25 protein-coding genes and 1 tRNA gene are annotated in these 24568 nt (G+C 57.2%); 4 read left to right on the top strand and 22 right to left on the bottom strand.

Going from position 1 to position 24568, the window contains the following annotated elements; all coding sequences use genetic code 11:
• Window positions 1-13: 13 nt before the first annotated feature.
• The 5 genes from BLT01_RS13890 to BLT01_RS13870 form a co-directional block, all read right to left on the bottom strand.
• On the bottom strand, window positions 14-1051 hold the full coding sequence (locus BLT01_RS13890; protein WP_176765173.1) for a sugar-binding transcriptional regulator: 1038 nt from the start codon (window positions 1049-1051) through the stop codon (window positions 14-16).
• A gap of 123 nt (window positions 1052-1174) precedes the next feature.
• Window positions 1175-1405: a glutaredoxin family protein gene (locus tag BLT01_RS13885; protein ID WP_092098768.1), complete on the bottom strand. Its 231-nt coding sequence runs from the start codon at window positions 1403-1405 to the stop codon at window positions 1175-1177.
• 24 nt (window positions 1406-1429) lie between these two features.
• Window positions 1430-2233 carry a TPM domain-containing protein gene (locus tag BLT01_RS13880; RefSeq protein ID WP_092098766.1) on the bottom strand — a complete coding sequence of 268 codons (804 nt, stop codon included), beginning with the start codon at window positions 2231-2233 and terminating at the stop codon, window positions 1430-1432.
• On the bottom strand, window positions 2233-2811 hold the full coding sequence (locus BLT01_RS13875) for a LemA family protein (protein ID WP_092098764.1): 579 nt from the start codon (window positions 2809-2811) through the stop codon (window positions 2233-2235). The genes BLT01_RS13880 and BLT01_RS13875 overlap by 1 nt, the downstream gene beginning before the upstream one ends.
• Window positions 2812-3021: 210 nt before the next feature.
• A tRNA-Arg gene (locus tag BLT01_RS13870) sits at window positions 3022-3093 on the bottom strand.
• 175 nt (window positions 3094-3268) lie between these two features.
• Between BLT01_RS13870 and clpP the strand changes: the two genes are divergently transcribed.
• Window positions 3269-3904 (top strand): ATP-dependent Clp endopeptidase proteolytic subunit ClpP, encoded by a 636-nt coding sequence (gene clpP, locus BLT01_RS13865; RefSeq protein ID WP_260470022.1) that lies wholly within the window; start codon window positions 3269-3271, stop codon window positions 3902-3904.
• Between the two features lie 62 nt (window positions 3905-3966).
• Here the strand turns inward: clpP and BLT01_RS13860 are convergent, their stop codons facing one another.
• The 12 genes from BLT01_RS13860 to hprK form a co-directional block, all read right to left on the bottom strand.
• Window positions 3967-4230 (bottom strand): HPr family phosphocarrier protein, encoded by a 264-nt coding sequence (locus tag BLT01_RS13860; RefSeq protein WP_092098760.1) that lies wholly within the window; start codon window positions 4228-4230, stop codon window positions 3967-3969.
• Between the two features lie 80 nt (window positions 4231-4310).
• Window positions 4311-5258 carry a DNA-binding protein WhiA gene (whiA, locus tag BLT01_RS13855; RefSeq protein WP_092098758.1) on the bottom strand — a complete coding sequence of 316 codons (948 nt, stop codon included), beginning with the start codon at window positions 5256-5258 and terminating at the stop codon, window positions 4311-4313.
• Window positions 5259-5292: 34 nt separating this feature from the next.
• Complete coding sequence (locus BLT01_RS13850) at window positions 5293-6273, bottom strand: gluconeogenesis factor YvcK family protein (protein ID WP_092098756.1); 981 nt, start codon at window positions 6271-6273, stop codon at window positions 5293-5295.
• Window positions 6274-6277: 4 nt separating this feature from the next.
• On the bottom strand, window positions 6278-7171 hold the full coding sequence (rapZ, locus tag BLT01_RS13845; RefSeq protein WP_092098754.1) for an RNase adapter RapZ: 894 nt from the start codon (window positions 7169-7171) through the stop codon (window positions 6278-6280).
• Window positions 7168-7650 carry an NUDIX hydrolase gene (locus tag BLT01_RS13840; RefSeq protein ID WP_092098752.1) on the bottom strand — a complete coding sequence of 161 codons (483 nt, stop codon included), beginning with the start codon at window positions 7648-7650 and terminating at the stop codon, window positions 7168-7170. The genes rapZ and BLT01_RS13840 overlap by 4 nt, the downstream gene beginning before the upstream one ends.
• Before the next feature lie 205 nt (window positions 7651-7855).
• Window positions 7856-8806 (bottom strand): thioredoxin-disulfide reductase, encoded by a 951-nt coding sequence (gene trxB / locus BLT01_RS13835; RefSeq protein ID WP_092098750.1) that lies wholly within the window; start codon window positions 8804-8806, stop codon window positions 7856-7858.
• A gap of 77 nt (window positions 8807-8883) precedes the next feature.
• On the bottom strand, window positions 8884-10401 hold the full coding sequence (locus BLT01_RS13830; RefSeq protein WP_092098782.1) for a tetratricopeptide repeat protein: 1518 nt from the start codon (window positions 10399-10401) through the stop codon (window positions 8884-8886).
• Window positions 10402-10587: 186 nt separating this feature from the next.
• Complete coding sequence (locus BLT01_RS13825; RefSeq protein ID WP_092098748.1) at window positions 10588-11115, bottom strand: acyltransferase; 528 nt, start codon at window positions 11113-11115, stop codon at window positions 10588-10590.
• On the bottom strand, window positions 11112-11771 hold the full coding sequence (ppaX, locus tag BLT01_RS13820) for a pyrophosphatase PpaX (RefSeq protein ID WP_092098746.1): 660 nt from the start codon (window positions 11769-11771) through the stop codon (window positions 11112-11114). The genes BLT01_RS13825 and ppaX overlap by 4 nt, the downstream gene beginning before the upstream one ends.
• Window positions 11761-12708 carry a nucleoside recognition domain-containing protein gene (locus BLT01_RS13815; protein WP_092098744.1) on the bottom strand — a complete coding sequence of 316 codons (948 nt, stop codon included), beginning with the start codon at window positions 12706-12708 and terminating at the stop codon, window positions 11761-11763. The genes ppaX and BLT01_RS13815 overlap by 11 nt, the downstream gene beginning before the upstream one ends.
• A gap of 59 nt (window positions 12709-12767) precedes the next feature.
• A complete protein-coding gene (lgt, locus tag BLT01_RS13810) occupies window positions 12768-13577 on the bottom strand; it encodes a prolipoprotein diacylglyceryl transferase (protein WP_092098742.1) in 810 nt (269 codons plus the stop codon).
• Window positions 13578-13619: 42 nt separating this feature from the next.
• Window positions 13620-14555, bottom strand: coding sequence for an HPr(Ser) kinase/phosphatase (hprK, locus tag BLT01_RS13805; protein ID WP_092098740.1), 936 nt, complete (start codon window positions 14553-14555; stop codon window positions 13620-13622).
• Window positions 14556-14704: 149 nt separating this feature from the next.
• On the opposite strand from hprK, the gene BLT01_RS13800 reads away from it, so the two are divergent.
• A complete protein-coding gene (locus BLT01_RS13800) occupies window positions 14705-15262 on the top strand; it encodes an N-acetylmuramoyl-L-alanine amidase family protein (protein WP_092098739.1) in 558 nt (185 codons plus the stop codon).
• 178 nt (window positions 15263-15440) lie between these two features.
• On the opposite strand, the gene BLT01_RS13795 is transcribed toward BLT01_RS13800, so the two are convergent.
• From BLT01_RS13795 to BLT01_RS13775, 4 genes are all read right to left on the bottom strand, one after another.
• Window positions 15441-16661 carry a DUF4097 family beta strand repeat-containing protein gene (locus BLT01_RS13795; RefSeq protein WP_092098737.1) on the bottom strand — a complete coding sequence of 407 codons (1221 nt, stop codon included), beginning with the start codon at window positions 16659-16661 and terminating at the stop codon, window positions 15441-15443.
• A 95-nt stretch (window positions 16662-16756) separates the two neighbouring features.
• Window positions 16757-19627 (bottom strand): excinuclease ABC subunit UvrA, encoded by a 2871-nt coding sequence (gene uvrA, locus BLT01_RS13790; RefSeq protein WP_092098735.1) that lies wholly within the window; start codon window positions 19625-19627, stop codon window positions 16757-16759.
• A gap of 7 nt (window positions 19628-19634) precedes the next feature.
• A complete protein-coding gene (gene uvrB / locus BLT01_RS13785) occupies window positions 19635-21617 on the bottom strand; it encodes an excinuclease ABC subunit UvrB (protein ID WP_092098733.1) in 1983 nt (660 codons plus the stop codon).
• A 283-nt stretch (window positions 21618-21900) separates the two neighbouring features.
• Complete coding sequence (locus BLT01_RS13775) at window positions 21901-22146, bottom strand: IDEAL domain-containing protein (RefSeq protein WP_092098729.1); 246 nt, start codon at window positions 22144-22146, stop codon at window positions 21901-21903.
• 174 nt (window positions 22147-22320) lie between these two features.
• Between BLT01_RS13775 and BLT01_RS13770 the strand changes: the two genes are divergently transcribed.
• Entirely contained in the window at window positions 22321-22833 is a 513-nt protein-coding gene (locus BLT01_RS13770) for a competence protein ComK (RefSeq protein WP_176765172.1), read from the top strand.
• Here the strand turns inward: BLT01_RS13770 and BLT01_RS13765 are convergent.
• Window positions 22830-23195, bottom strand: a complete 366-nt coding sequence (locus tag BLT01_RS13765; protein WP_008300262.1) for a hypothetical protein — start codon at window positions 23193-23195, stop codon at window positions 22830-22832. The two genes, BLT01_RS13770 and BLT01_RS13765, sit on opposite strands and share 4 nt — an antisense overlap.
• 176 nt (window positions 23196-23371) lie before the next feature.
• On the opposite strand from BLT01_RS13765, the gene BLT01_RS13760 reads away from it, so the two are divergent.
• Complete coding sequence (locus BLT01_RS13760) at window positions 23372-24148, top strand: enoyl-CoA hydratase-related protein (protein ID WP_092098725.1); 777 nt, start codon at window positions 23372-23374, stop codon at window positions 24146-24148.
• Window positions 24149-24568: the final 420 nt, after the last annotated feature.

Below are 24568 nucleotides of genomic sequence, written 5' to 3'. Positions count from 1 at the left end.
TCAATTGTCAACTTCACTCAGACTCCCCGCCGGACAGGCGGAGAATTTCTCTTGCGGCCCATTCATCGGTCACAAGAACCGTCTGTGCCGGGGCCTGCTTCATATAAGCGAGTATCGGTCCCGCTTTTTCCTTCCCGCCCGCCACTGCAAGCGGATGCGGAATGCGGTCGATCTGGCTCCTGCTGAGCCCGATCGTGCTGAGCCGGTGAATGACCGAACCGTCCCGCCCAAGATAGTAGCCGAACGCTTCTGCGATTGCGTCTTCTGCGTTCAGCTTTCTCATGGTCCCGTCATCGGCACCGCGGCGGCGTGCCAGTTCGAGCGCATCTCCGATTCCATGGACGATGCAGTCCGTCCGGTCATAGAGGTCCATCGCTTCCTTCACAGAAGGCTCTTCCAGAAGCGGGCCGATCGAGGTTTCTGCAAGCGTTTCAGGCAGATGAAGCGGCGTCCACCCGCCTCCTGTTGCAGCAGCAAGCATGGCCGCAATCATATTGGCCTGTGACTTCACATCACCGCTTGTGCCGCCGCGGGCCGCGATAAAGCGCATTCCTTCGGGCAGTCCGGCAGTTGCTGCTTCGTCGGCAACCGCCGCGACAGTACTTCCGCCGGTGACGGCTACCACTGATCCTTTCTCGAGGACGCCAGCCATATAGCTGCACGCGGCTCTCGCCATCCTGCGCTTCGACAGGTCCCCGTCTTCCCCGCCGGGAACGACCATCACTTTCTGTATACCCAATTTCCGGCATAGTTCAGTCCCCAAATCTTCAAGCCCTGTCCATTGCCGGATTACCGGCTGCAGCGCATCCAGCACAGCTTTTCCTTCGGGGGTCACTTTCATGCCGGACGTTTCTGCAGTGATCAGTCCCTGTTTTCTTAGAAGATCACATACCGCGCGCACTTCCCGCTCACTTAATCCTTCACGGCCGACCAGTGAACGCCGGCCGACGGGTCCTTCCTGCCGGATGGCATTGAGAACACTGCAGCGCACGGATAGCATCTCCGGCATCTCGGGCAAAACACTGAGCAATGATTGTGTCACTGCATCCATGGACATCCTCCTTAAACAGGGACGTATTTCGTCCCGGAGTTTTAAAATATGTCCCACTTCGTATTCATTGTATTCCACGTATCGGGCAGTTGCAAACTTTTTATCCAAATAAAAAAGGAAGCGCTAGAGGAGCGCTTCCATCACATCACCGTAGCCGATGTTCCCGTAGAGCAGAACTTCGCCGTCCTTTTCCAGTACAGGGACCATCAGCATGTATTTTTCGTGCAGCCGGTCATCCCGCCCGATATCAATCACTTCAATATCGAGCAGGATGTCTTCCGCTGCAAGTCTCAGATTAAGCAACGCCTCGTCGCAGAGCGGGCACTCGTTGCCCACATACAGCGTGACATTCATGTGTTCTCCTACTTTCCTGTCAGGTTACCAGCCCCGGCCGGCGCCTCCTCCTCCGCCGGAGCCCCCGCCGCCGCCGGTGAATCCGCCTCCGCCGAAACCTCCGCCGCCTCCGCCGAAAGAGCCGGGGATGAAGATGACCGGTCCGCCCCTGCGGCGCCTGCCGCCCGGGCCTCCGCCGCCTCCCCGTCCTCCACCGCCGAAGAAGATGCTGATGAGGATGTAGATGATGATGATGGCAACGATCGGGTTGATGCCGCCACCGCCATCATCGCCGGTATCGGAATATGGAGCCGGCTGTTCGACGGTTCCGTCCCAATTGTACTCTTTGGCCACTTCATTGTGGAGAACACGGTACACGTTCATGATGGCGGTTGCAGGCTGTTCGTCTGCAAGATAAGGGACTCCATATTCGTCGAGTATCCTTCCCACTTTCCCATCCGGAAGGGCACCCTCAAGTCCGTACCCGACAGACACTTCAAAAGCACGCTTGCCTGAGGAGGCCGGGACAGTCGAAACGAGCAGCAAAACACCATTGTTCTTTTCTGCCTCACCGAGACCGTACTTCCGCAGTGCTTCCAGTGCGTACATTTCAGGTATTTCCACCGCGAACGGGACGGTCAGTACGGCAATTTGCGCGCCTGTTCCCCGGTCAAGGGCCGAAGCCATCGAGACAATCTGTGATTGCTGATCAGCCGTCAGGAGGCCGGCGTGGTCCTGCACATAGATCGTGTCGCCGATCGGTTCCGGCACGTCCGGCTCCGCCGCCAGAGCAGGCGTTCCGGTAAACAGAAGCAGGACGAACAAAAGAGTCCTGCCGAACCGCTTCATCAGTTACCGTACTCCCCGAAATCGACTTTCGGCACTTCACGGGCGGCCTCCGATGCTTCGAAATACTCTTTTTGGTCGAATCCGAAAATGCCGGCGACCAAATTACCCGGGAAGCTCCGGACATTCCGGTTAAACTGGGTGGCCGCCTCATTATAATCCATCCTCGCAACCGCAAGGCGGTTTTCCGTACCGGCCAATTCGTCCATGAGCTGGCGGAAGTTTTCGTTCGCCTTCAGGTCCGGATAATTTTCTGCAACGACGAGAAGCCGGCTGAGCGCGCCGGTCAGTTCTTCGTTGGCATTGGCCTGTTCTTCGGGAGAGCCCGCCCCTGCCAGACGCGAACGCGCATCCGCGATATCCGTGAACACTTCCTCTTCATGTTTGGCATAGCCTTTCGCGGTTTCCACAAGGTTCGGGATGAGATCCATCCGCCGCTGCAGCTGGTTTTCAATTTGGCTATAGGCCTGGTTCACATCTTCTTCCTGGTTCACGAAAGAATTGTACTTCGGCACCAGCATGACGGCCAGTACGACCAATATCCCCACAATAATCAGCAGTGGGCCCGTCATTTTTCTCATTCGCTTCATTCCCCTCTCTTTGTTGCACAATCTAATCCTACCTTACCCTAACCCGTTTCCGCTTGAAACAACGGCCGGTTCATTATTCTCTACGGACAAAAGAAGGAAAAGATTCAGGGGATGTGGAATGAAACTTAGGGAACTGCAGGCAAACGCAAGTTTCCGGTACAACAAAAAACGCACCACCTATACAGGTGATGCGTCTGTCAGCGCCCTCGGCAGGAATCGAACCCACATCTTAAGAACCGGAATCTTACGTGCTATCCGTTGCACCACGAGGGCAGAACATTCATAGTCTCCTTACCGGACGACAGTTTTTATTATACAAGCATGTTATCCGGGATGCAAGCCCCTTTTTCACTTTTGGTGAAGCGTCCCATTTGACCTTCATTGACCAAATAGCTTATGATATTTTCAAGGGCTGGAGGGTATAGTGTTCCAGTGCAGGTATTTACTCATCCACTTAAAGGAGGACGAACAGATGAATCTCATCCCTACAGTAATCGAACAGACGAACCGCGGTGAGCGGGCGTACGACATTTACTCGCGGCTCCTGAAAGACCGCATCATCATGCTCGGCTCGGGCATTGACGATAACGTGGCAAATTCGATTGTCGCGCAGCTGCTCTTCCTGGAAGCTGAAGATCCGGACAAGGACATCTCGATCTACATCAACAGCCCGGGAGGCAGCATCACGGCCGGAATGGCGATCTTCGATACGATGCAATTCATCAAGCCGGACGTGCAGACGATCTGCATCGGCATGGCGGCATCGATGGGCGCCTTCCTTCTTGCGGCAGGCACGAAGGGCAAGCGCTATGCCCTTCCGAACGCGGAAGTGATGATCCACCAGCCGCTCGGCGGCGCACAGGGCCAGGCGACGGAAATCGAGATTGCGGCAAAACGCATCCTCTTCCTGCGCGAGAAGCTCAACACGATCCTCGCAGAGCGCACCGGCCAGCCACTTGAAGTGCTTGAGCGCGACACAGAGCGCGACAACTTCATGACAGCCGAGCGCGCAAAGGAATATGGCCTCATCGACCACATCATCGAGCGGAACGAACTTCCGGACAGCAAAAAAGAAAACAAGTAAAAGTCAAAAGACCCGGCGGATGCCGGGTCTTTCCTATTGTTTTCATTAATAACGGCATTCGATCATTTGGACGCTTGATCTTCGATGATCGCTGCAAGAGCCGTTACGGCGTCTTCCTCATCGTGGCCGTCCGCGCTCAGCGTCACTTCGACCCCTTTGGCGATCGCAAGGCTCATGATGCCCATGATGCTCTTGGCATTCACCTTGCGCGCACCTTTTTCAAGGTAGATGTCCGAGGAGAAACGGTTCGCTTCCTGGACAAACAGCGCCGCCTGCCTGGCCTGCAGGCCGGATTTCAGTTTCACCTCTAGTGTCCGTTCGGTCATGGCCGACTTCCTCCTTTGCAACCGGTTGCTTGTCTATTCCTTTATCGTATCGGAGAAGCCCGAAAAGGACAAGGACAAACTTACTTCAGCGAGACTCCGCCTTTTCTTAGCTTTTCTGCAATTTCGTCGATCTTGCGCAGGCGGTGGTTGACACCTGACTTGCTGATCGGCGGTCCGGAAACCATTTCTCCGAGTTCCTTCAGCGTGATGTCCTGGTACTCGACGCGAAGCCGGGCGATTTCCTGCAGCCGGTCCGGCAGTCCTTCGATGCCGATCATCTGGTCGATGTACTGGATGTTTTCCACCTGGCGCATGGCGGCACCGATCGTTTTATTGAGGTTTGCCGTCTCGCAGTTGACGAGCCGGTTGACGCTGTTGCGCATGTCCCTCACGATGCGGACGTCCTCGAACTTGAGCAGCGCCGAGTGGGCGCCAATCAGGCTGAGGAAGTCGGAAATCTTCTCCGCTTCCTTGAGATAGGCAATAAAGCCTTTTTTGCGCTCGATTGATTTTGCATTGAGGCTGTAGGCATTCATCAGCTCCACCAGCGCCTCGCTGTGCTCCCGGTAGAGCGAGAAGATCTCCAGATGGTAGGATGAGGTTTCCGGGTTATTGACCGAACCGCCCGCAAGGAACGCCCCGCGAAGGTAGGAACGCCTGCAGCAGTCGTCCTTGACGATATCCTCCGACACGCCTTCGTCAAATCCGACTCCATCTCCGGCAATTTTCAGATCCTCCAGCATCGTCTTCGCGCCTTCACGGATCCTGCATATATAGACATTGTTTTTCTTCAGCCTCATTTTTTTCCGGACGAGCAATTCCACTTTATATGGGTAGAGCCTCCGCATGTTCGTATACATCCTGCGGGCGATCGCCGCGTTCTCCGTCTGGACGTCAAGGCTCATCTGCCGGTTGGAAAACGACAGCACCCCGTTCATCTTGATGAAGGCGGACAGCTCCGCACGGGTGCAGCACTCGTCCATCTCCACCTGAGTCAGTTCTTTTTTCGTTTCCGATGCGAAAGACACCGGCTTCCTCTCCTTTCACGGACGTCCGTCACATTCAGACGGCCGCCCCGTCCGGGCTGTCCAGGTAGCTGCAGATCAGCTTTGCCACCTTGCCCGCATCGTGCCGGACATGCCCGGCAACGACGGTCGCGATATCTGCCAGGATGACGTCATCGGCCAGTTCCTCAAGACAATCCACATCACCCGGGACCGGTACGGACTGGTTCTGGCGGTATTCTTCCGCCACGGCATCCAGGCCGGTCCCGTCATTGACGAGCACGCCATCCAGGAACCGGCCGCCGAGATGGTCGTACATCACACGGACATGGTCCGATGCGCTGAACGATGACGTCTCGCCCGGCTGGGTCATGATGTTGCATATGTAGAGCCTGCGCGCTTCGGACTTGAGGACGGCTTCCCCGATGCCGGGTACGAGCAGGTTCGGCAAAATGCTGGTATACAGGCTTCCCGGCCCGACGACGATCATGTCGGCCTTGCGTATTGCGCGGACTGCATCTTCCAGCGGCTCTACCTCGTCCGGGAGCAGGAATACCCGGCGGATCCGGCGTCCGTAGACCGGGATTTTCGATTCGCCGTTGATGATCGAGCCGTCTTCCAGTTCCGCCCCGAGTGTGATGATCTGATTCGCGGCAGGAAGCACACGGCCTTTGATATTAAGGATCCTGCTCATCTCAGCCACCGCATTCGAGAAATCACCGGTAATGTTCGTCATGGCCGCGAGCATCAGGTTTCCAAGCGAGTGGCCTCCGAGACCCTCAGAAGAAGAAAAACGGTACTGGAACATTTCCAGTACGAGCGGCTCTACATCGGAAAGCGCCGCGATGACGTTTCTGACGTCACCCGGCGGCGGAATCATGTAATCTTTACGGATTTTCCCCGAGCTGCCCCCGTCATCCGCGACGGTCACAATGGCGGTCAGGTCGACATCATACTGTTTCAGGCCGCGCAGGATCGTGGACAGGCCGGTCCCCCCGCCAATCGCCACAATGCGCTTTTTCCCCTTTTTTCCGGGCATGGGATCAGCCCTTTCTGTGTTTGATATCCCGATGGGTCACCGACGTCTTGTACTCGCCGCTCAGCTTTTCCGCGAAGTATTCCGCGAGAGAGACGGAACGGTGCTGGCCGCCCGTGCAGCCAAATGCGATGACAAGCTGCGCCTTTCCCTCATCCTTGTATCTCGGGATGAGGAAGCGGAAGAGGTCTTCCAGCTTCATGATGAGTTCTTTTGTGTCGTTCTGCTTGAGGACATAATCGTAGACCTCGGACTGGAGGCCGGTGAGGGGCTTCAGCTCTTCGATATAATACGGGTTCGGCAGAAACCTGACATCAAGCGCGATGTCCGCATCAATCGGGATGCCGTGCTTGTAACCGAATGACATGACATTGACCGTGAACGCGCCCTTTTCCGTGCCCGAAAAGCTTTCTACAATCTTTTCGCGAAGCTCGCGGGGGCGCAGATAGGAAGTGTTGAACATGTAGCGGGCCCTGCCCTTGAGTTCGGACAGCATCTCCCGCTCTTTGCGGATGCCGTCGCTGACCAGCCCGCCGTGGGACAGAGGGTGCTTGCGGCGGGTTTCCTTGTACCGCTTGACGAGCGTGCTGTCGTCGGCGTCAAGGAACAGCACTTGAAGATCGAAGCCTTCTGCCGCCTCGATCTGGTCCAACGTCCCGATCAGCGAATCGAAGTATTCCCTGCCCCGCATGTCCATGACGGCAGCAACCCGCTTTTGCTTCCGGTCCGAATCAGCGAGCAGCTTCAGGAACGTTAAAAGCAATTCCGGCGGAAGATTGTCGATGCAATAGTAACCCAGGTCCTCGAAACTCTGCATGGCGACCGTTTTACCGGCCCCCGACATTCCGGTGATGACGACCAGTTCCATATTGCCGCTGTTTTCTTTCGTCTGCTTCGTCATGGTTCCATCCTTTCTGCCGACTGCTGGAGATCTGCCCCAAGCAGCCTGAACTCTTCCGTATAGGTGAACGTGCCGTACTGGATACCCGGTCTCCCGGCAGCGAACTTCAGGTTCATCCGGTCTCCCTCTGCCATCGGCAAGGTATCCAGCTCACCGACATCATGCCATTCAAGCTTTCCTTCACGGTTCTCCTCATAGGGCACGCCCTCGAGGCCTGGCGCCATGAATGTATAAAGCATCCATTCATCGAGTGTCCGGGAGTTTTCTTCATCCCGGATCACCATCGTGTAAACCCCTTTCAGGTGCGGCCCGACCGGTGTCGCGCCGGTTTCCTCCGTAAACTCCCGGAAAGCGGCCGAATAAACGGACTCTCCCGCTTCCATCTTCCCGCCCGGCGCGACATACCAGCCGCGGCGGGGCTTCTTCAATAACAGGACTTTTCCGTCCTGGACAACCAACAGATTGGCGATCCGCTGCATCGGTCTCCCACCTTCCCGGAAAACATTCTACCCTTTATTATACTATGCAACTGAAGAGGGATACAAAAGGAATGAAAAAAGGACGGCAACCGGGGTCCCGGTGCCGTCAAAAATGTTGCTATCATAAAGGGGGGTCAATTTACACTGCTTACTATACACCCTTTTCATTGCAGCGCTGTTACAGCGCGGTTAAGAACGTGTTAAATCAGGCTTCTGCACCGATTTTTTCCTTAAGTTCTTCCACGTACTTCTGTGCGGTTTCCGCGGCGATGCTGCCGTCCCCCGTCGCTGTGACGACCTGGCGGAGTGTTTTTGCGCGTACATCCCCCGCGGCGAAAACGCCAGGAACCGAGGTTTTCATGTGTTCGTCCGTCGGGATGTAGCCGTTCTCGTCAGTGAGGCCGAGCGACTTGAACGGAGCGGTAAGCGGAACCATGCCGATGTAGATGAACACGCCGTCCGTCTCGAACTCGCGCTCGCTGCCGTCTTTTGTCGAAACGAGCGTGACGCTGCCGACTTTGCCGTCTTGTTCGTTGATCGACTTGAGCGTGTGGCTCCAGATAAAGTCGATCTTCGGATTTGCAAAAGCGCGGTCCTGCAGGATTTTCTGCGCGCGCAGCTCATCGCGCCGGTGGACGATGGTCACCTTGTCCGCGAATCGGGTCAGGAAGTTGCCTTCCTCGACGGCGGAGTCGCCGCCGCCGACTACGACGAGGTTCTTGTTTTTGAAGAACGCACCGTCGCACACCGCGCAGTAGCTGACACCGCGCCCGCCGAGTTCGGACTCTCCCGGAATGCCCATTTTCTTGTATTCCGCACCCGTGCCGATGATGATCGAGCGGGTCTTGTACTCCTTGCCGCCCGCGACAATCGTCTTATATGCTTCTCCATCACGGACTTCGGATACGTCGCCGTATGCATACTCGGCGCCGAACTTCTTCGCGTGTTCGAACATTTTATTGGAGAGGTCGGGACCAAGGATGCTGTCGAACCCCGGATAGTTTTCGATGTCCTCAGTGTTGGCCATCTGGCCTCCGGGAATGCCGCGCTCCAGCATGAGCGTGGACATATTCGCACGGCTTGCGTATACCGCAGCCGTCATCCCGGCAGGACCGGCACCGATGATGATGACATCATAAATTTTATCTTCAGCCATGAAATGTTCCTCCTTAAATGTGAACGCCTATCTGCACTCATGCTATTCCATTTGCAGACAGGGCTCAACATTTTTGCTTAGCTGCGCGGGAACGGCAAGAAGCGGAACAGTTCGTTGACGTACTTCGTGAGCGTCTTTACCGAAATGCCGTACGCTTCCGCAATTTCTTTTTTCGTTGTCCCCGCATGTCTTGAAGATCGGTACATGTATTCGGCAGATGCTGCAATGGCGCGCGGATTGCGGAAGGCATAGCTTTCTTCGATGGCGCGGCTGCACATGAGGAACCACATCTCGAGAATCGGCATTTCTTCTTCTGTCAGCGGTTCATAACGGCTGTACAACAGATCAGTCGCTTCGAACACGCGGTTATAAAGGAGTTCCCCGCGGTCCCTGCCCGGGAGCCGGTGGCCGAGACCATTCGCGAGAAACAGTTTTTCGGTCGTCGACATGTTCTCGACATCCGGCCATTCAGGATGGATCAGGATGTCTTCGCGGCGCATCGATTTGCCTGTCAGGAAAAGGCCGAGAAGCCGCAGCCCCTCTTCCCCGCTGTTCAGCTTGCCGATGACGAACTTCGGATCGTTTTCGGGCGTATCGGGAATCCGGGCACGCAGCCAAGGCTCCTTGCCTTCCTTGGACGGATCCATCGAGACGAGCACCGCCCACGCATCTTGCGCAACCTTATCTTCTCCAATCATCGCCGCGGCATGCGCCAGCCAGAAGTAAAAGCCGGGATCGCCTTCGAAGCCGATCCGCTGAAGGCCGCGCAGCCAGCCGTATGCCTCCTGATGGCGGCCCACCAGTGCGAGCGTTGCCCCAAGCTTGTAGCGGTGGTCGACGAGCATCGGGTGAATCTTCAGAAGGATGGACACCATCCGGTTGAGCGCTTCCGCATCCTGCTTGTAAAAATAAAACACCGCGAAATTGCAGAGGGCGTGAAGGTTGCCGTTGTCTCCCCGGAGCACCTGATTTAAAAGTGCCTCCGCCTGCTCGGTCTCGCCGATGTAGAAATAGGCAAGCGCCAGGTTATTGTAGGCTGCCCAGAAATCAGGGTGTTCCTCGATTGCCGATTCCAGCAGGCTGACGGCTTCACGGAATTCACCTGATTCCATGAGGCGCCGGCCGCGGTCGAGAATGTAATCAAGCCGCCCGTCTCCCTCGGCGTCATCCGGCAGTCCATACAGCTCATGCTCCGAGAACTCGATGATGTCCGTCGCCTCGTCACGATACAACCCTTCCGGAGCGAGTTTGAGGTAACGCTGCGCATACCGGATCGCATCACGGAGATAGCCGAGATTCACATGCACTTCGGCCAGGTAGAACAGGGTGTCCGGATCTTCCGCTCCCGAATCATGGGCGGTCATCAGGAGGTCGCGGGCATGCTCAAAACGGCCCATGTCAATTTCCAGAATGGCGTACTGCAGAAGGATGTCGGCATCCTCCGGGCTCAGGTCCGCCGCCCTGCTGAGAAACTTATGGGCCTTCTCCACCTCGTCGCGCTTCAGCGCACCGAGTGCTTTTTTATAGTAGAATTCACCGTTCGGAATGAAGTTGATGACTTTCTTATGATTTCCCTGTTGAGAGTGATTGTTCAATAAAGATTCCTCCGGATTATGGAAGCGGCAAAGCCGCGTAATGGTCAGAATGGTCAATGGTTTCAGCTTCCCATTATATCACAGACATGTGTGACGGTCGCCGGTAATGGATGGGTGTGATGCGAAAAGGGGGACGGTTCCGGAGGCAGTGCGGGACGGAGCGGGACGTTTACACTGAACCCCCCGTCATTCCTGACGGGGGGTTCTCTTCCGTTCGTTCAGTTGTTCTGAAGTGTAGATGATGCGTACCGGGTTCCCGCCTGCGAGACTGCCGGGCGGGATGTCGCGGTTGACGAGCGAGGCGGCGGAGACGATGGCGCCGTCTCCGATCTCCACGCCCGGCAGGATCGTCGTGTTGGCCCCGATCATCACATTATCGCCGATGACGACATCGCCGAGCCGATATTCGTCTGTCAGGTATTCGTGCGCGAGAATCGTCGTGTTAAACCCGATGATTGAATTCCGGCCGATGCGGATGCGCTCCGGAAACATCGTGTCCGGGACGACCATCAGGGCAAGCGCCGACTTTTCCCCGATATCCATCCCGAGGAATATCCGGTACAGCCAGCGCTTCACTGACAGGAACGGCGTGTATCTTCCGATCTGGATGACGATAAAATTCTTGGCGACCTTGAAGAACGAAACCGTCCGGTACATATGCCACAGCGGATTCGTGCCGCTGACCGGCGCAGGATGGCGGTCGGTCCGCCTCATTGCGCGCGGACCGCCCCGTCCGTAATCTCCAGCAGGTCCCCGATCGCCTCAAGCATATAATCGGGTTTGAGCGATTCCATGAACGCCCTGCCCTTCGCGCTCCATGCAACACCTGCAGTGAGAGTGCCTGCATTGCGGCCGCCATCGATGTCATGCGAGTTGTCCCCGACCATCAGCGTCGTCGCCGGGTCGGCCCCAAGCGCGTCCATCGCTTTTTGGAGCGGTTCGGGGTGCGGCTTGGCATGAGTGACATCATCCAGCCCGATCACCACGTCGAAAATTCCGTCCGCATCCATAAGGGCCAGTCCCTTATGGATCGTTTTGTTCCGCTTTGTCGAAACGATCGCCATCTTCAGGCCGCGTGCCTTCAGCTTTTTGAGTACTTCCGATACGCCAGGAAACTCTGCGGCCAGCTTGTCATGGTTTTCCAGATTCCAGTTCACGTACTCTTCCATCATCCGTTCGACATTCTCGGGCGCCAGCGCCTCGAACGTTTCGCGGAGCGGCGGGCCCATGAACGAGAGACAGTCCTCCCGCGTGTAGCGGCCCGGGAAATGCTTGCCGAGCACCGCCATGAACGTCTCGATAATCAGATCGTTCGTATCAAACAAAGTTCCGTCAAAGTCGAACAGGATGGTTTCGATTTTATTGGCCATGCGGCAGCACGACTCCCTTCCCTTTGGATAGTTCTGCCCGCTTCCACGCCCAGGCAACTCCCATCGTGAGAGCGAACGCGGTCACCACGCGGATCAGCAGGAGCGGCCAGACCGGAATGCCGAGCGGCGCAAAAATCAGCGTGTCTTCAATGACCGCATGACAGCTGACGAGGAAGATGAGGACGAGCGTCGCGTCTTTTTTGCTGACGCCGTCTTCCTCCACCGCCTGGATCATGACGCCTGCCCCCATTGCGAGTCCCGCGACCAGCCCCGTGGCGAGTGTCATGCCGGCGTTCGGCTGGACGCCGATCAGCTTCGTGACCGGCCCCAGCTTGGCGGACAGCTTCTGCATCCAGCCGCCGTCTTTCAGGAACTGGATGGCAACCATGAGAGGAATGACGATCACTGCAAGCTGCAGGACGCCGAAGCCGGCTTTTTCGAGCCCCAGCAAAGCGATGCCACCCCAAGTTTCCGGTGCCGCTTCAGAAGCCGGCGCCATGCCGTACTGCGCAATTTCCGATCCGCCTTTCCAGAACAGGTTGATCAGGATGGCTGAAAATGACGCAAGCCCGAGACGCACGACCAGGATGACCCAGAGTTTGACCCCGACTCTCATCGCGACGCCGGATTCGATAAACAGGTTATGGGAAAACGACAGCATGACGGCGAGGATGAACACTTCCTTGACCGTCAGTTCCAGCGACAGGATGCCGCCGATGGCGGCATACAGATTCAGTGCGTTGCCGAGGACAAGCGGAATCGCCGCCTCTCCGCGAAGTCCGAACAGTCCCATGAGCGGTGAAACAAGATCAATGATCCACGGCAGGACAGGCGTGTGCTGCAGGATGACGACCAGCAGCGTGATGGGGAAAATGATCTTGCCGAGCGTCCACGTCGTGTTCAGCCCCGCCGTGATTCCTTTGCGTAGAGTAGACATGCTTCAGTTCGACATCCTTTACTTATCATTCCGGTCCGCAAGCCGGACCTTCTGCTGAATTACTCTTTATAGCGGGTGCGGATATTCATTGCGAACCGGCGGAGCAGGTAAATCAGGATCGCGCCGAAGAAACCGAGCATCGAGACGATCTGCGCCGCCTTCAGGCCCGAAGCCATCAGGCTGTCCGTCCGCATGCCTTCGATGAAAAAGCGGCCAAATGAATACCAGGCGATGTAAAACAGGAAAATGACACCGCGGTGCGGATTGATCCGGCGGAGCACAAACAGGATCAGAAGAAGTCCGATCAAGTTCCAGACCGACTCATAAAGAAACGTCGGATGGTAAGTGATGCCGTCAATCGCCATCTGATTGACGATCCAGTCCGGCAGAACCGAATAGCCCCACCAGTCATCGGCGACCGGTCCGCCGTGCGCTTCCTGGTTCACGAAGTTGCCCCACCGGCCGAGAATCTGGCCGATGAGCAGGCCAGGTGCCGTGATGTCCGCAACTTTCCAGAATGACACGCCATGCTTCCTCGTATAAATGACGGCCGTGATCACCGCCGCAATCAGCGCGCCGTGAATGGCGAGCCCGCCTTCCCAGATCCTGAAAATTTTCCCGAGGTCGTTCCGGTAGTACTCCCACTGGAAGATAACATAGTAAAGTCGTGCACCGACGATGGAAATCGGCACCGCCCAGATCAGGAAGTCCGTCATGAAGTCAGGGTGGAGTCCCCGCTTCACCGCTTCCCGCTGGACGACGAGGAATCCCAGTACGATTCCGGACGCAATGAGGATGCCGTACCATCGGACATCAATCGGTCCGAGAGAAAAGGCGATCGGATCGATCGCCGCAAGAGAAAACTGCATACACTGATCCCTTCTTCCGTACATGCCGGCAATGATGCCGGCTTAGTAGGACGGGTCCTGTTCCCGTCCGATCATATCGTTCAGCCGGTCTGAAAATTGTTCGGCTGCGTTCATCCCCATTTGCTTCATGCGGTGATTCATCGCCGCCACTTCGACGATCGACGACATGTTCCGTCCCGGACGAACCGGCACGGTGAGCCGCGTCAGCTCGGTATCGAGGATTTTCAGCTTCTCTTCCTCGAGGCCGAGCCGGTCGTAGGTGCGCTCTGGATCCCACGATTCCAGATCGATGATGAGCGTGATCCGCTTAAAATCCCGGATGGCACTTGCCCCGAACAGCATCTGGACATCGATGATGCCGAGCCCGCGGATCTCCAGCAGGTGGCGGAGCAGTTCAGGCGGATTGCCGACCAGTGTGTCCTCAGCCACCTGGCGGATTTCCACCATGTCGTCCGCGACAAGCCGGTGCCCGCGCTTGACGAGGTCAAGGGCCACTTCGCTTTTTCCGATGCCGCTCTTGCCCGTGATCAGGACGCCGAGCCCGTAGATGTCGAGCAGGACACCGTGCACCGCTGTCATCGGGGCCAGGCGGTTCTCGAGAAAGTCGCTCAGTTTGTTCGACAGTTTGGTCGTTGTCATCGGCGAGGAGAGAAGCGGAACCTGCTCCTCTTCCGCTGCAGCCACCAGCTCCGGCGGAATCCGCATGCTGTGGCAGACGACGATCATCGGCGTGTCCGGAGAGCAAAGCTTCCGGGCGCGCTCCATTTTATCAAGACGGGGAAGCATCGAGAAAAAGGAAATCTCGCTTTTCCCAAGAAGCTGGATACGGTTCGCCGGATAGTACTCGAAGAAACCGGCCACTTCAAGTCCGGGACGGGAAATATCGCTGCTGGCGATATGCCGCCCGATTCCTTCCGCTCCCGCTGACAGCTCAAGTCCGAAACGTTCCATCACGTCTTTTACCGTCACGTGATCCATCGGCATTGCCCCCTTCACTGCCGAATGTCGGCCATGCCCTATATTCTAACAAAGATTCGGTCAATGAACATCGCTTTTATCCGGAATCCCCTTTGCAAGCGTATACATCCGCCCGATTGTCCCTATGTAACAGTCGGAGGTGGAGTAAATTGAAGAAAATCATGTTGGATGCCGGCCATGGGCCGGCGACACCGGGCAAGAGGACGCCCGACGGAACGATGCTGGAATTTGCGTTCAACGCTTCGGTTTCCGCCTATGCGGAAAAGCTCCTAAAAGCAGAAGGGATCACGGTGATGACGGCACATGAACCGGGGCGCGATGTTCCGCTCGCGGAACGCGTCCGCAAGGCGAACAGTTGGGGAGCCGATGCATATGTGTCGATCCATGCCAATGCGTTCGGCTCCGGCTGGAACGCGGCGAACGGCATCGAGACGTACCTCTATCCCCGGGCACAGCGCCAGTCGGAACTGCTAGCGGAACATATGCAGGCGGCGCTCGTCTGCGCCACCGGCCGGAAAAACCGGGGCGTGAAACGCGCCGACTTCGCCGTCGTCCGCGATACCCGCATGCCCGCCGTCCTGCTCGAGTGCGGCTTTATGACCAACCGCCAGGAAGCAGGACTTCTGAAACACGACCGATACCGCAGGCAATGCGCCAATGCCATCGCTTTCGCCGTGGTGAACTGGTACTACGGCAAGGGGCTGTGATCGGCAGGGCGGCGTCAGATGCGGCGGTTCAACATGCTTGGTCACTTTCATGGAGCGGTTCATCACTTCCAGAGCGTCATTCGTCATTCTCGCGGACCGGTTCGTCATACTCGCGCAAAAGGCCCCATATGAAAAAAGGACGGAAGGCCACCCGGGCCTTCCGTCCTTTAAACATTCTTCAGTTTCCGATATAGCCGACAATGACAGTTCCCGTCTTGGCTTCGCCCTTGATGCGGAGCGGAGGCAGATCGGGGTTGCCGCCCTGTTTGCTGAAGCGGATGGATTTCTGGAGCAGCTGTTCCTGTTCCTTCGTCCGGGTGACGTCCTGCATGCGGATGTCCATGCGGCCGAAGTTCGAGGAAACCTCCCCTTCGATGCCGGCATCCTGCGGCACATACACTTCGACACTTCCGGACATGGCGGTCGCTTCCACCTTGCGGGATTCGGCATCGCGAGTCGTGACGATGACATGACCGTTCACCGACTGGGCCTCGATGTCCTTCAGCATGCCGTCGATGTCGATCCGGCCGTTGAGCGTTTCCGCTTCGATCTGCTCACCGTGGATGTCCGTCAGGCGGATTGCGCCGTTGGCGGTCTCGAACTCCGCCTCATCGAAATGCAGGTTGTCCGCCTCGATCTTGCCGTTGGCCGTGCGCACGCGCACCTGTGCCGCAGTCAGGCCTTCGCCCGCTCTGAATGTGCCGTTGAACATGCGCACCGACAGCTTCTTGTACTGCCTTTCCGGCACATGGAGCACGACATTTACCTGTGTCATCTTCTGATCGTTCGAAATCCGGAGACGGCTGCCGTCCGCGGCGAAGAGGAAGCGCTCCAGGAATTCCCGCTTAGCTTCCGCCTCGTCCTCTGCCCGATGCACTTTCACTTCACACTCGGCGCGGAGCTCTTCCCCTTCGCCCAGCCGGATATCAAAGCTGCCCATGGAAAGGTCGACAACGATTTCCTCGATGCCTTCCGCGTTTTTCGAGAAGGTTTCATGGAAGACGATCGGCTCGCCGAACGGCTTGTCGAGGTCGAATGTCTTTACGCGGTCGACCGCCGTCTGCATGAACTGCATGAACCGGTTGCCGATCGTCGTGAAATCGCGCCGGACGTCTTCGAGGAAATCATCCATCGATGCCTGTTTCCCGGAACGGTGTTCTTCGCTTTCCGGCTGGGCTTCCTGCTGGAAGTCCCCCTGCCAGTTGTCCGCTTCCTCACCTGCGGCTGCCGGCTGAGATTCCGCCTCCGGCTTGTCCGCCTGCCCGTCACGGATTTCAGGATGGCTCTCCTTCACGGCCTCCCGGTTGCTCTCGAACTTCTCCAAAAGACGCAATGCTTCGTCTGCGCTGATTGTCCCTTGTTCCAGCATGTCCAGAATACGGCTTTTCTCGTCTTTCATATGCGTTCCTCCTTCGAAAGCGGCTGGCGCTTCCGTTGATAGTTATGTTACGTTCCGGGAACAGGAAAAGTTTCACTGCCATGCGCGGAAATTCGTCACGCCCGGCTTTCCGCTTCCGCAAGAAGCGCCTCGGTCCGCCTGCGGTCACGCTCGAGGATCGGCTTCAGATAGCGGCCGGTATAGGATTCCCGGACTTCCGCCACTTGTTCCGGCGTGCCGGTCGCAATAATCTGGCCGCCGCGGTCGCCGCCCTCCGGCCCGAGGTCAATGATATGGTCGACCGTCTTGATGACGTCGAGGTTGTGCTCGATGACCAGGACCGTATTGCCGTTGTCGACAAGCCGGTGGAGCACTTCCAGCAGGCGCGAGATGTCATGCGCATGCAGCCCCGTCGTCGGCTCGTCCAGGATATAGAACGTCTTGCCGTTGGACCGGCGGTGAAGTTCGGATGCGAGCTTGACCCGCTGCGCTTCCCCGCCCGACAGAGTCGTCGCCGGCTGGCCGAGCTTGACGTAGCCGAGGCCGACATCGACGAGCGTCTGGAGCTTCCGGTGGATCTTCTGGATGTTCTCGAAAAACACCGCTGCGTCCGACACCGTCATATCAAGCACGTCGGAAATGTTCTTGCCTTTATAGCGGACTTCGAGCGTCTCCCGGTTGTACCGCCTGCCGTGGCATACCTCGCACGGCACGTAGACATCCGGCAGGAAGTGCATCTCGATCTTGATGATGCCGTCGCCCCTGCACGCCTCGCACCGTCCACCCTTGACGTTAAAGCTGAAGCGGCCCTTCTGGAAGCCGCGGACCTTGGCATCGTTGGTCGAAGCGAACAGGTCGCGGATGTTGTCAAACACACCGGTGTATGTGGCCGGATTCGAACGCGGCGTGCGCCCGATCGGGGACTGGTCGATGTCGATCACTTTCTCGAGTTCTTCCAGGCCCGAGATTGCCGTATAGGCGCCGGGCTTGGCCTTGGCCCGGTTCAACTTCTGGGCAAGCGCCTTATAAAGGATTTCATTGACGAGCGTGGACTTCCCGGAACCGGAAACACCGGTGACGGCGATAAACTGGGCAAGCGGGAAGTCGGCATCGATGGTCTTCAAATTGTTTTCCGACGCGCCTTCAACGCGGACGGTACGGCCGTCCGGCTTCCGCCGCTCAGCCGGCACCGGGATGAACTTCCTGCCGCTCAGGTAAGCGCCTGTTATCGAATCCGGGTCCTCCGCCACTTCCTGCGGCGTGCCCTGCGCGATGATTTCCCCGCCGTGCAGGCCCGCACCCGGCCCGATGTCGATCAGGTGGTCGGCGGCCATCATCGTATCTTCGTCGTGCTCGACGACGATCAGCGTGTTGCCGAGATCGCGCATTTCCTTCAGCGTGCCGATCAGTTTGTCGTTGTCGCGCTGGTGGAGCCCGATCGACGGCTCATCGAGAATGTACAGGACGCCCGAAAGCTTCGAACCGATCTGGGTCGCCAGTCGGATCCGCTGCGCCTCGCCGCCCGACAATGTGCCCGCCGCGCGGGACATCGACAGGTAATCCAGCCCGACGTTCACGAGGAAGCCGAGCCTGGAGTTGATCTCTTTCAGGATCAGGTTCGCAATCGCCCGGTCGTTCTCGGATAAGTTGAGGCTCCGGAAAAACTCCACCGCTTCCGTGATCGGGAACCGGGTCACCTGGGAGATGTTGAGACCGGCAACTTTCACCGCAAGGGCCTCTTCTTTCAGCCGGTCGCCGCGGCAGACCGGACACGGCCGCTCCGCCATGTACTTTTCCATCTGCTCGCGGATCCAGTCGGAACTCGTCTCGCGGTAGCGGCGCTCGACGTTCTTGAGCACCCCTTCAAAATAAATCTGGTTGTCCCGCGTCTTCCCGAATTCATTCGTATAGCGGAAGCGGATCCGGTCGCTTCCGGAACCGTGGAGGATCTTGTCCAGCTGGCTGTCCGGGAGCTCGCTGACCGGCACGTCCATAGAAATCCCGTAATGCTTGCAGACCGCCTTCAGGAGTTCCGGATAATACTGGGAACTTGTCGGCTCCCACGGGGCGATGGCCCCTTCCGCGAGCGACAGGCTCTTGTCCGGGATGACGAGGTCCGGGTCGACTTCCTGCTTGGAGCCGAGACCGTCGCATTCCGGACAGGCGCCGAATGGGCTGTTGAACGAGAACAGCCGCGGCTCGAGTTCGCCGATCGAGAACCCGCACACCGGGCAGGCGTGGTGTTCGTTGTAGATGAGTTCTTCGCCGCCGATGATATCGATGATCGCACGCCCTCCGGCAAGGGACGAAGCCGCCTCGAGAGAATCCGAGAGTCGCCCTTCCACGTCATCCTTCACGACGATCCGGTCAATGACGACCTCGATGTCGTGTTTTTTGTTTTTGTTCAGGTCGATGTCATCGTCCAGGTCATACAATTCCCCGTCGACCCGCACGCGGACATAGCCCTGCTTCTTGATGTCTTCCAGAAGCTTTTTATGCGTTCCCTTGCGGCCGGAGACGACAGGCGCGAGAATCTGGAGCCGCGTCCGCTCCGGCAGTTCCATTACCCGGTCGACCATCTGCTCCACCGTCTGGGAGGAAATCTCGATCCCGTGGTTCGGGCAGATCGGCTTGCCGATCCTCGCGTACAGGAGCCTGAGATAATCGGAGATTTCCGTGACCGTCCCGACGGTCGACCGCGGGTTGCGGCTCGTCGTCTTCTGGTCGATGGCGATGGCCGGGGACAGCCCTTCGATCGCATCCACGTCCGGCTTGTCCATCTGGCCGAGGAACATCCGGGCATAGGCGGACAGCGATTCCACATAGCGGCGCTGGCCTTCTGCATAGATCGTGTCAAAGGCAAGCGAGGACTTGCCCGACCCGGACAGGCCGGTCACGACGACCAGTTTATCCCTCGGAATGGTGACGTTGATGTCCTTCAGGTTATGCGCCCTCGCGCCCTGAATGACGATTTCCTGGTTTCTCATGCGGAGCTCACCCCTCTGCTTTCAATTCGAGTATCGTATCGCGGAGCGTGGCGGCCCGTTCGAAGTCGAGCGCCTTTGCCGCTTCTTTCATTTCCTTTTCGAGGGAAGCGAGGAGCGATTCTTTCTCGTCCTTCGTCAGCTTCTTCCCTTGTGTTGCCTTTTCCGCGTACGAGGCCGTCTCGTCTGCTTCGTGCGTCGCGCGGATCGAGTCCCGGATCTGCTTTTTGATCGTCGTCGGCGTGATGCCGTGCTTTTCGTTGTAGGCGATCTGCTTTTCGCGTCGCCGCGCGGTTTCGTCGATCGCCGCGCGCATCGAGTCGGTCATCCGGTCGGCGTACATGATGACGTGTCCGTTCGAGTTCCGCGCAGCACGGCCGATTGTCTGGATCAGCGAGCGCTCGGAACGGAGGAACCCTTCCTTGTCGGCGTCGAGGATGGCGACAAGCGACACTTCCGGGATGTCGAGCCCTTCCCGCAGGAGGTTGATCCCGACAAGCACGTCATACGTGCCGAGCCGCAGTTCGCGGATGATTTTGATCCGCTCCAGCGTCTTGATCTCAGAATGGAGGTAGTTGACCTTGATGCCGATTTCCTTCAGGTAGTCGGTGAGGTCTTCGGACATCTTCTTCGTCAATGTCGTGATGAGGACACGCTCGTTTTTCTTGATGCGCTCCTGGATCTCGTCGATCAGGTCGTCAATCTGGCCTTCGATCGGACGCACTTCGATGACCGGATCAAGCAGCCCGGTCGGACGGATGATCTGTTCGACCATTTCCGGGGAATGCTCCAATTCGTACGGGCCGGGCGTCGCCGACACATAGATCGCCTGCCGCAGACGCGCCTCGAACTCCTCGAACTTCAGCGGGCGGTTGTCGAGCGCCGACGGCAGGCGGAACCCGTGATCCACGAGCACCTGCTTGCGCGCCTGGTCCCCGTTGTACATGCCGCGGATCTGCGGAAGCGTCACGTGGCTTTCGTCAATGATCATAAGGAAATCATCCGGGAAATAATCGAGCAGCGTATACGGCGTCGCCCCCGCCGGCTTCAGGTTGAGGTGGCGGGAATAGTTCTCGATTCCCGAACAGAAGCCCATCTCCTTCATCATCTCAAGGTCATAGCGTGTCCGCTGCTCGAGCCGCTGGGCTTCCAGCAGCTTGTCCTCGGCGCGCATCACTTTCAGCTGTTCTTCCAGCTCGGCCTCGATGTTCTCGATCGCCTTTTTCATCTTCGCTTCGCGCGTGACGAAGTGGGATGCCGGGAAGATCGCGACGTGGTCGCGGTCGCCCAGGATCTCGCCGGTGAGCGCATCCACTTCCCTGAGCCGGTCGATTTCGTCGCCGAAAAACTCGATCCGGATGCACCGCTCGTCGCGCGATGCCGGGAAGATCTCCACGACGTCCCCGCGCACACGGAACGTCCCGCGGATGAAGTTCATGTCATTGCGGGTGTACTGGATGTCGACGAACCGCCGAAGCAGGTCGTTCCGGCTGATTTCCATGCCCACCCGGAGCGACACGAGCATCTCGCGGTATTCGTCCGGGTTACCGAGACCGTAGATGCAAGACACCGACGCCACGATCAGGACGTCGTTCCGCTCAAACAGAGAAGACGTCGCCGAGTGGCGCAGCTTGTCGATCTCGTCATTGATGCTTGCGTCTTTTTCGATGTACGTATCCGTCGACGGCACGTACGCCTCGGGCTGGTAGTAGTCGTAGTAGCTGACAAAGTACTCGACGGCGTTGTTCGGGAAAAACTCCTTGAACTCGCTGTACAGCTGGCCGGCGAGCGTCTTGTTGTGCGCGATGACGAGCGTCGGCCGGTTGATCTCCGTCAGCACGTTCGAAACGGTGAATGTTTTCCCCGTCCCCGTCGCCCCGAGCAATGTCTGATGCCGCTTGCCTTCCCTGACTCCTGCCACCAGCTGGTCGATCGCCTTGGGCTGGTCGCCCAAAGGCTCATACGGTGCCTGCAGTTCAAATTTCTGGACCATGTCCCGTCCCCTTCCGATTGCGTTCATGAAACTCACGATAGTGTCACTATCGTACCATATTCCCCTATTCTTCACGAGCAAAAAGCGAACAGGTGTTTTCTATCAATCTGGTGCCGGCTTTTTCGGGAAACGGAGCGGTCTTCCTCTTTTCCGGGCGGCCCGTCTGCCGGCCGGGCGGAAGGAGGGCCGGACACACAAAACCGCCCGCACACAGGGCTCAGATCCCCTTTTGTACGGACGGTTCAACGATATGATTTCGGCATGATGTCAGCAATCCTCCAAGTTACGGTTTCCCGGTTTCATCGTCGTCCAGCTGCTTCAGCTGTCCGGCATACAGGTCGAAGGCCTCCATGTCCTTCTTGTCGAGCGCTTCGTCGATCAGCTTAAGCAGGCGTTCCCGGTTCTGCTCGCGGTGCACATGCTTCAGGAACAGATCCATGTAGATGTCGTTCAGCAGCTGCTCGGACGGACTCGCCTTGCCCTTGCCGACCGCCTTCAGGAATTCCGCGTACGAATAGTAATGTTCCATTCCATTCACCACCTGGCGCTTTTTACTATTATATATGCAAACGGGCGGCGGATGCAACGCTTATTTTTTAAAATTCTATATTAGCAATTTATTTACAATAGTGAGAAACAAGTCTTGATTTTTTTCCATCCTTTTCTATAATTAGAAGTACACATAGTCAGGGGGGCATCTATTTTGGACATAAAACGGCTGGCATCTCCTTATTATATTTCGTTCAACACACTGGCTCTTGAGCCTAAAGTAATTGACGGCAAGGTCTGCACAGTCGTTACGGAAAAGAAAGACAAGCTCCTTCTCGACAACAGGCCGCTCAATAACCTCAAGCGCGCATGCGAAATGTACGGAACCACGCTTCGCCAGGCGATCCAGATTTCCAGCAAGCTGATTGGCAATCACCATAAAGTCCCGGTGCTCATCGTCCAGGATATGGGAATGCCATGCATCTTCCTACCGACCCTCTCGCCGCAGTCCGATAGCAATGTCTGGATTGGCCTGCACGGCATCGAGGACTATTGGGGCGACCCGAATTCCTGTGAAATCCTGCTCGAGAACGGCGACACCATCCGGGTAAACGTTTCAATCCAGACAATGAACCGGCAGTATGCCCTTGCCTGCAGGCTCGACAAAAAGTTTTCCCGGATGCAGTATTATCTTCGCCATCCGGGGCTTGACCGGGAATTCATCTAGATGGCACGGTCGCCCATTGCCAGGTACACCCCGAGCAACTCTTCCGACCGGTTCCGCAGCCGGACGTTCAGGTAGCGCCGGTGGTCCTCATAGCCGCCATGGATGAATACATACTCCGTGAACATGTCGTCATGGTCCCCCTTGATCACCTTCATCGAGTGGCGGCGCATGTAGAGACGGGATTCCTTCAGGTCCTTCTGCACAAGCTTTTCCGCCTCCGCGATCATCGCGAGGTATGGGCGCTTGAGCTTGAACGGGCCTTTTTCGAATGCGAGCCGGTCGCGCTCCAGGATGATGAGAAGCATCGGCAGGTAGATCTGGTTTTCAAAGTGAGGCAGTGCCTCCGGCGGGATCAGCGGCATCGTCCCTTCCCCTCCTTCCGAAGAAAAAGAACATTTGTTCGTGTTTTTATCTTACCTCATTCCTTCTTGTTTATGCAATGACCTTTTTCTGTCATGCGGTGGCGGAACGTGCCGGAGAATGGTATGTTTTTGTAAACGGGGGATTTTTACTTTTCACTTAACGAGGGGGAATGAACATGGAAACCATCCGCTATGAACAAAAGGGCCATCTCGGCATCGTGACGCTTGACCGCCCGGATGCCATGAATGCCTTTAACTATGAACTGATTACCGATTTGGGACAGGTCGTTGAATCAATCCGGATCAACCCGGACATCCGCGTCGTGCTGTTCACGGCTGCAGGAGACCGCGCCTTCAGCGTCGGTGCCGACCTGAAGGAACGCAAGACATTGCCGGATCAGCACGTCAAACGGAATCTGTATAAAATCGGCGAGGTGTTCAGCGCCATCGAGAACCTGCCGCAGCCGACGATGGCTGTCATCGGCGGCTACGCATTCGGCGGCGGGATGGAACTGGCGCTCGCCTGTGACTTCCGCGTCGCTTCGGAAACAGCTGTCATGGGCCTGACCGAGACGAGCCTCGCCATCATTCCGGGCGCCGGCGGCACACAGCGCCTGCCCCGCCTGATCGGTGAAGCGAAAGCGCTCGAACTGATCCTCACCGCCAAGCGGATGAAGGCGGAGGAAGCATATCAGTATGGCGTCGTCACGAAAGTCGTGCCTGCTGCACAACTGATGGACGCTGCCGTTGAACTCGCCGACCAGATGCTCGCCAACGGCCCGATCGGACTCCAGCAGGCGAAGTTCGCCATCAAGCACGGCATGAACGCCGACATCCAGACCGGCCTCGCCATCGAACGAAAGGCATATGAAGTGACGATTCCGACAGAAGACCGGATCGAGGCGCTGAATGCATTTGCGGAAAAGCGGAAACCGGAGTTTAAAGGGAAATAAGAGGAAAGCCGGAAAGTCCGTCGCGGGACTTTCCGGCTTTTTGTTTGAGGCGACGTGCTTGTTGCACGTCGGGGGCCATGCATCAATTCCGGAGGCCATGCGGCAATTCCCGATCCCATGTAGCAAATCCGGATCCCATGTAGCAAATCCGGATCCCATGCGGCAATTCCAGATCCCATGCGGCAATTCCGGATCCCATGCAGCAAATCCGGATCCCATGCGGCAATTCCAGATCCCATGTAGCAAATCCGGATCCCATGCAGCAAATCCGGATCCCATGCGGCAATTCCCGATGCCATGAGGCAAATCCCGATCCCATGTAGCAATTCGGTCCTTCTTATTCCAAGTGGTTTCATCGTTACGAGCGGGTTGCGGAATGAAATTTCGGTATACTGATCCTATCCCTATAAAGGAGGCTTT

It is taken from the genome of Bhargavaea beijingensis (genome assembly GCF_900101985.1).
Lineage (GTDB): Bacteria > Bacillota > Bacilli > Bacillales_A > Planococcaceae > Bhargavaea > Bhargavaea beijingensis.
Note: the sequence above shows the minus strand (reverse complement) of the source record. Positions and strands in the feature narration are given on the sequence as shown.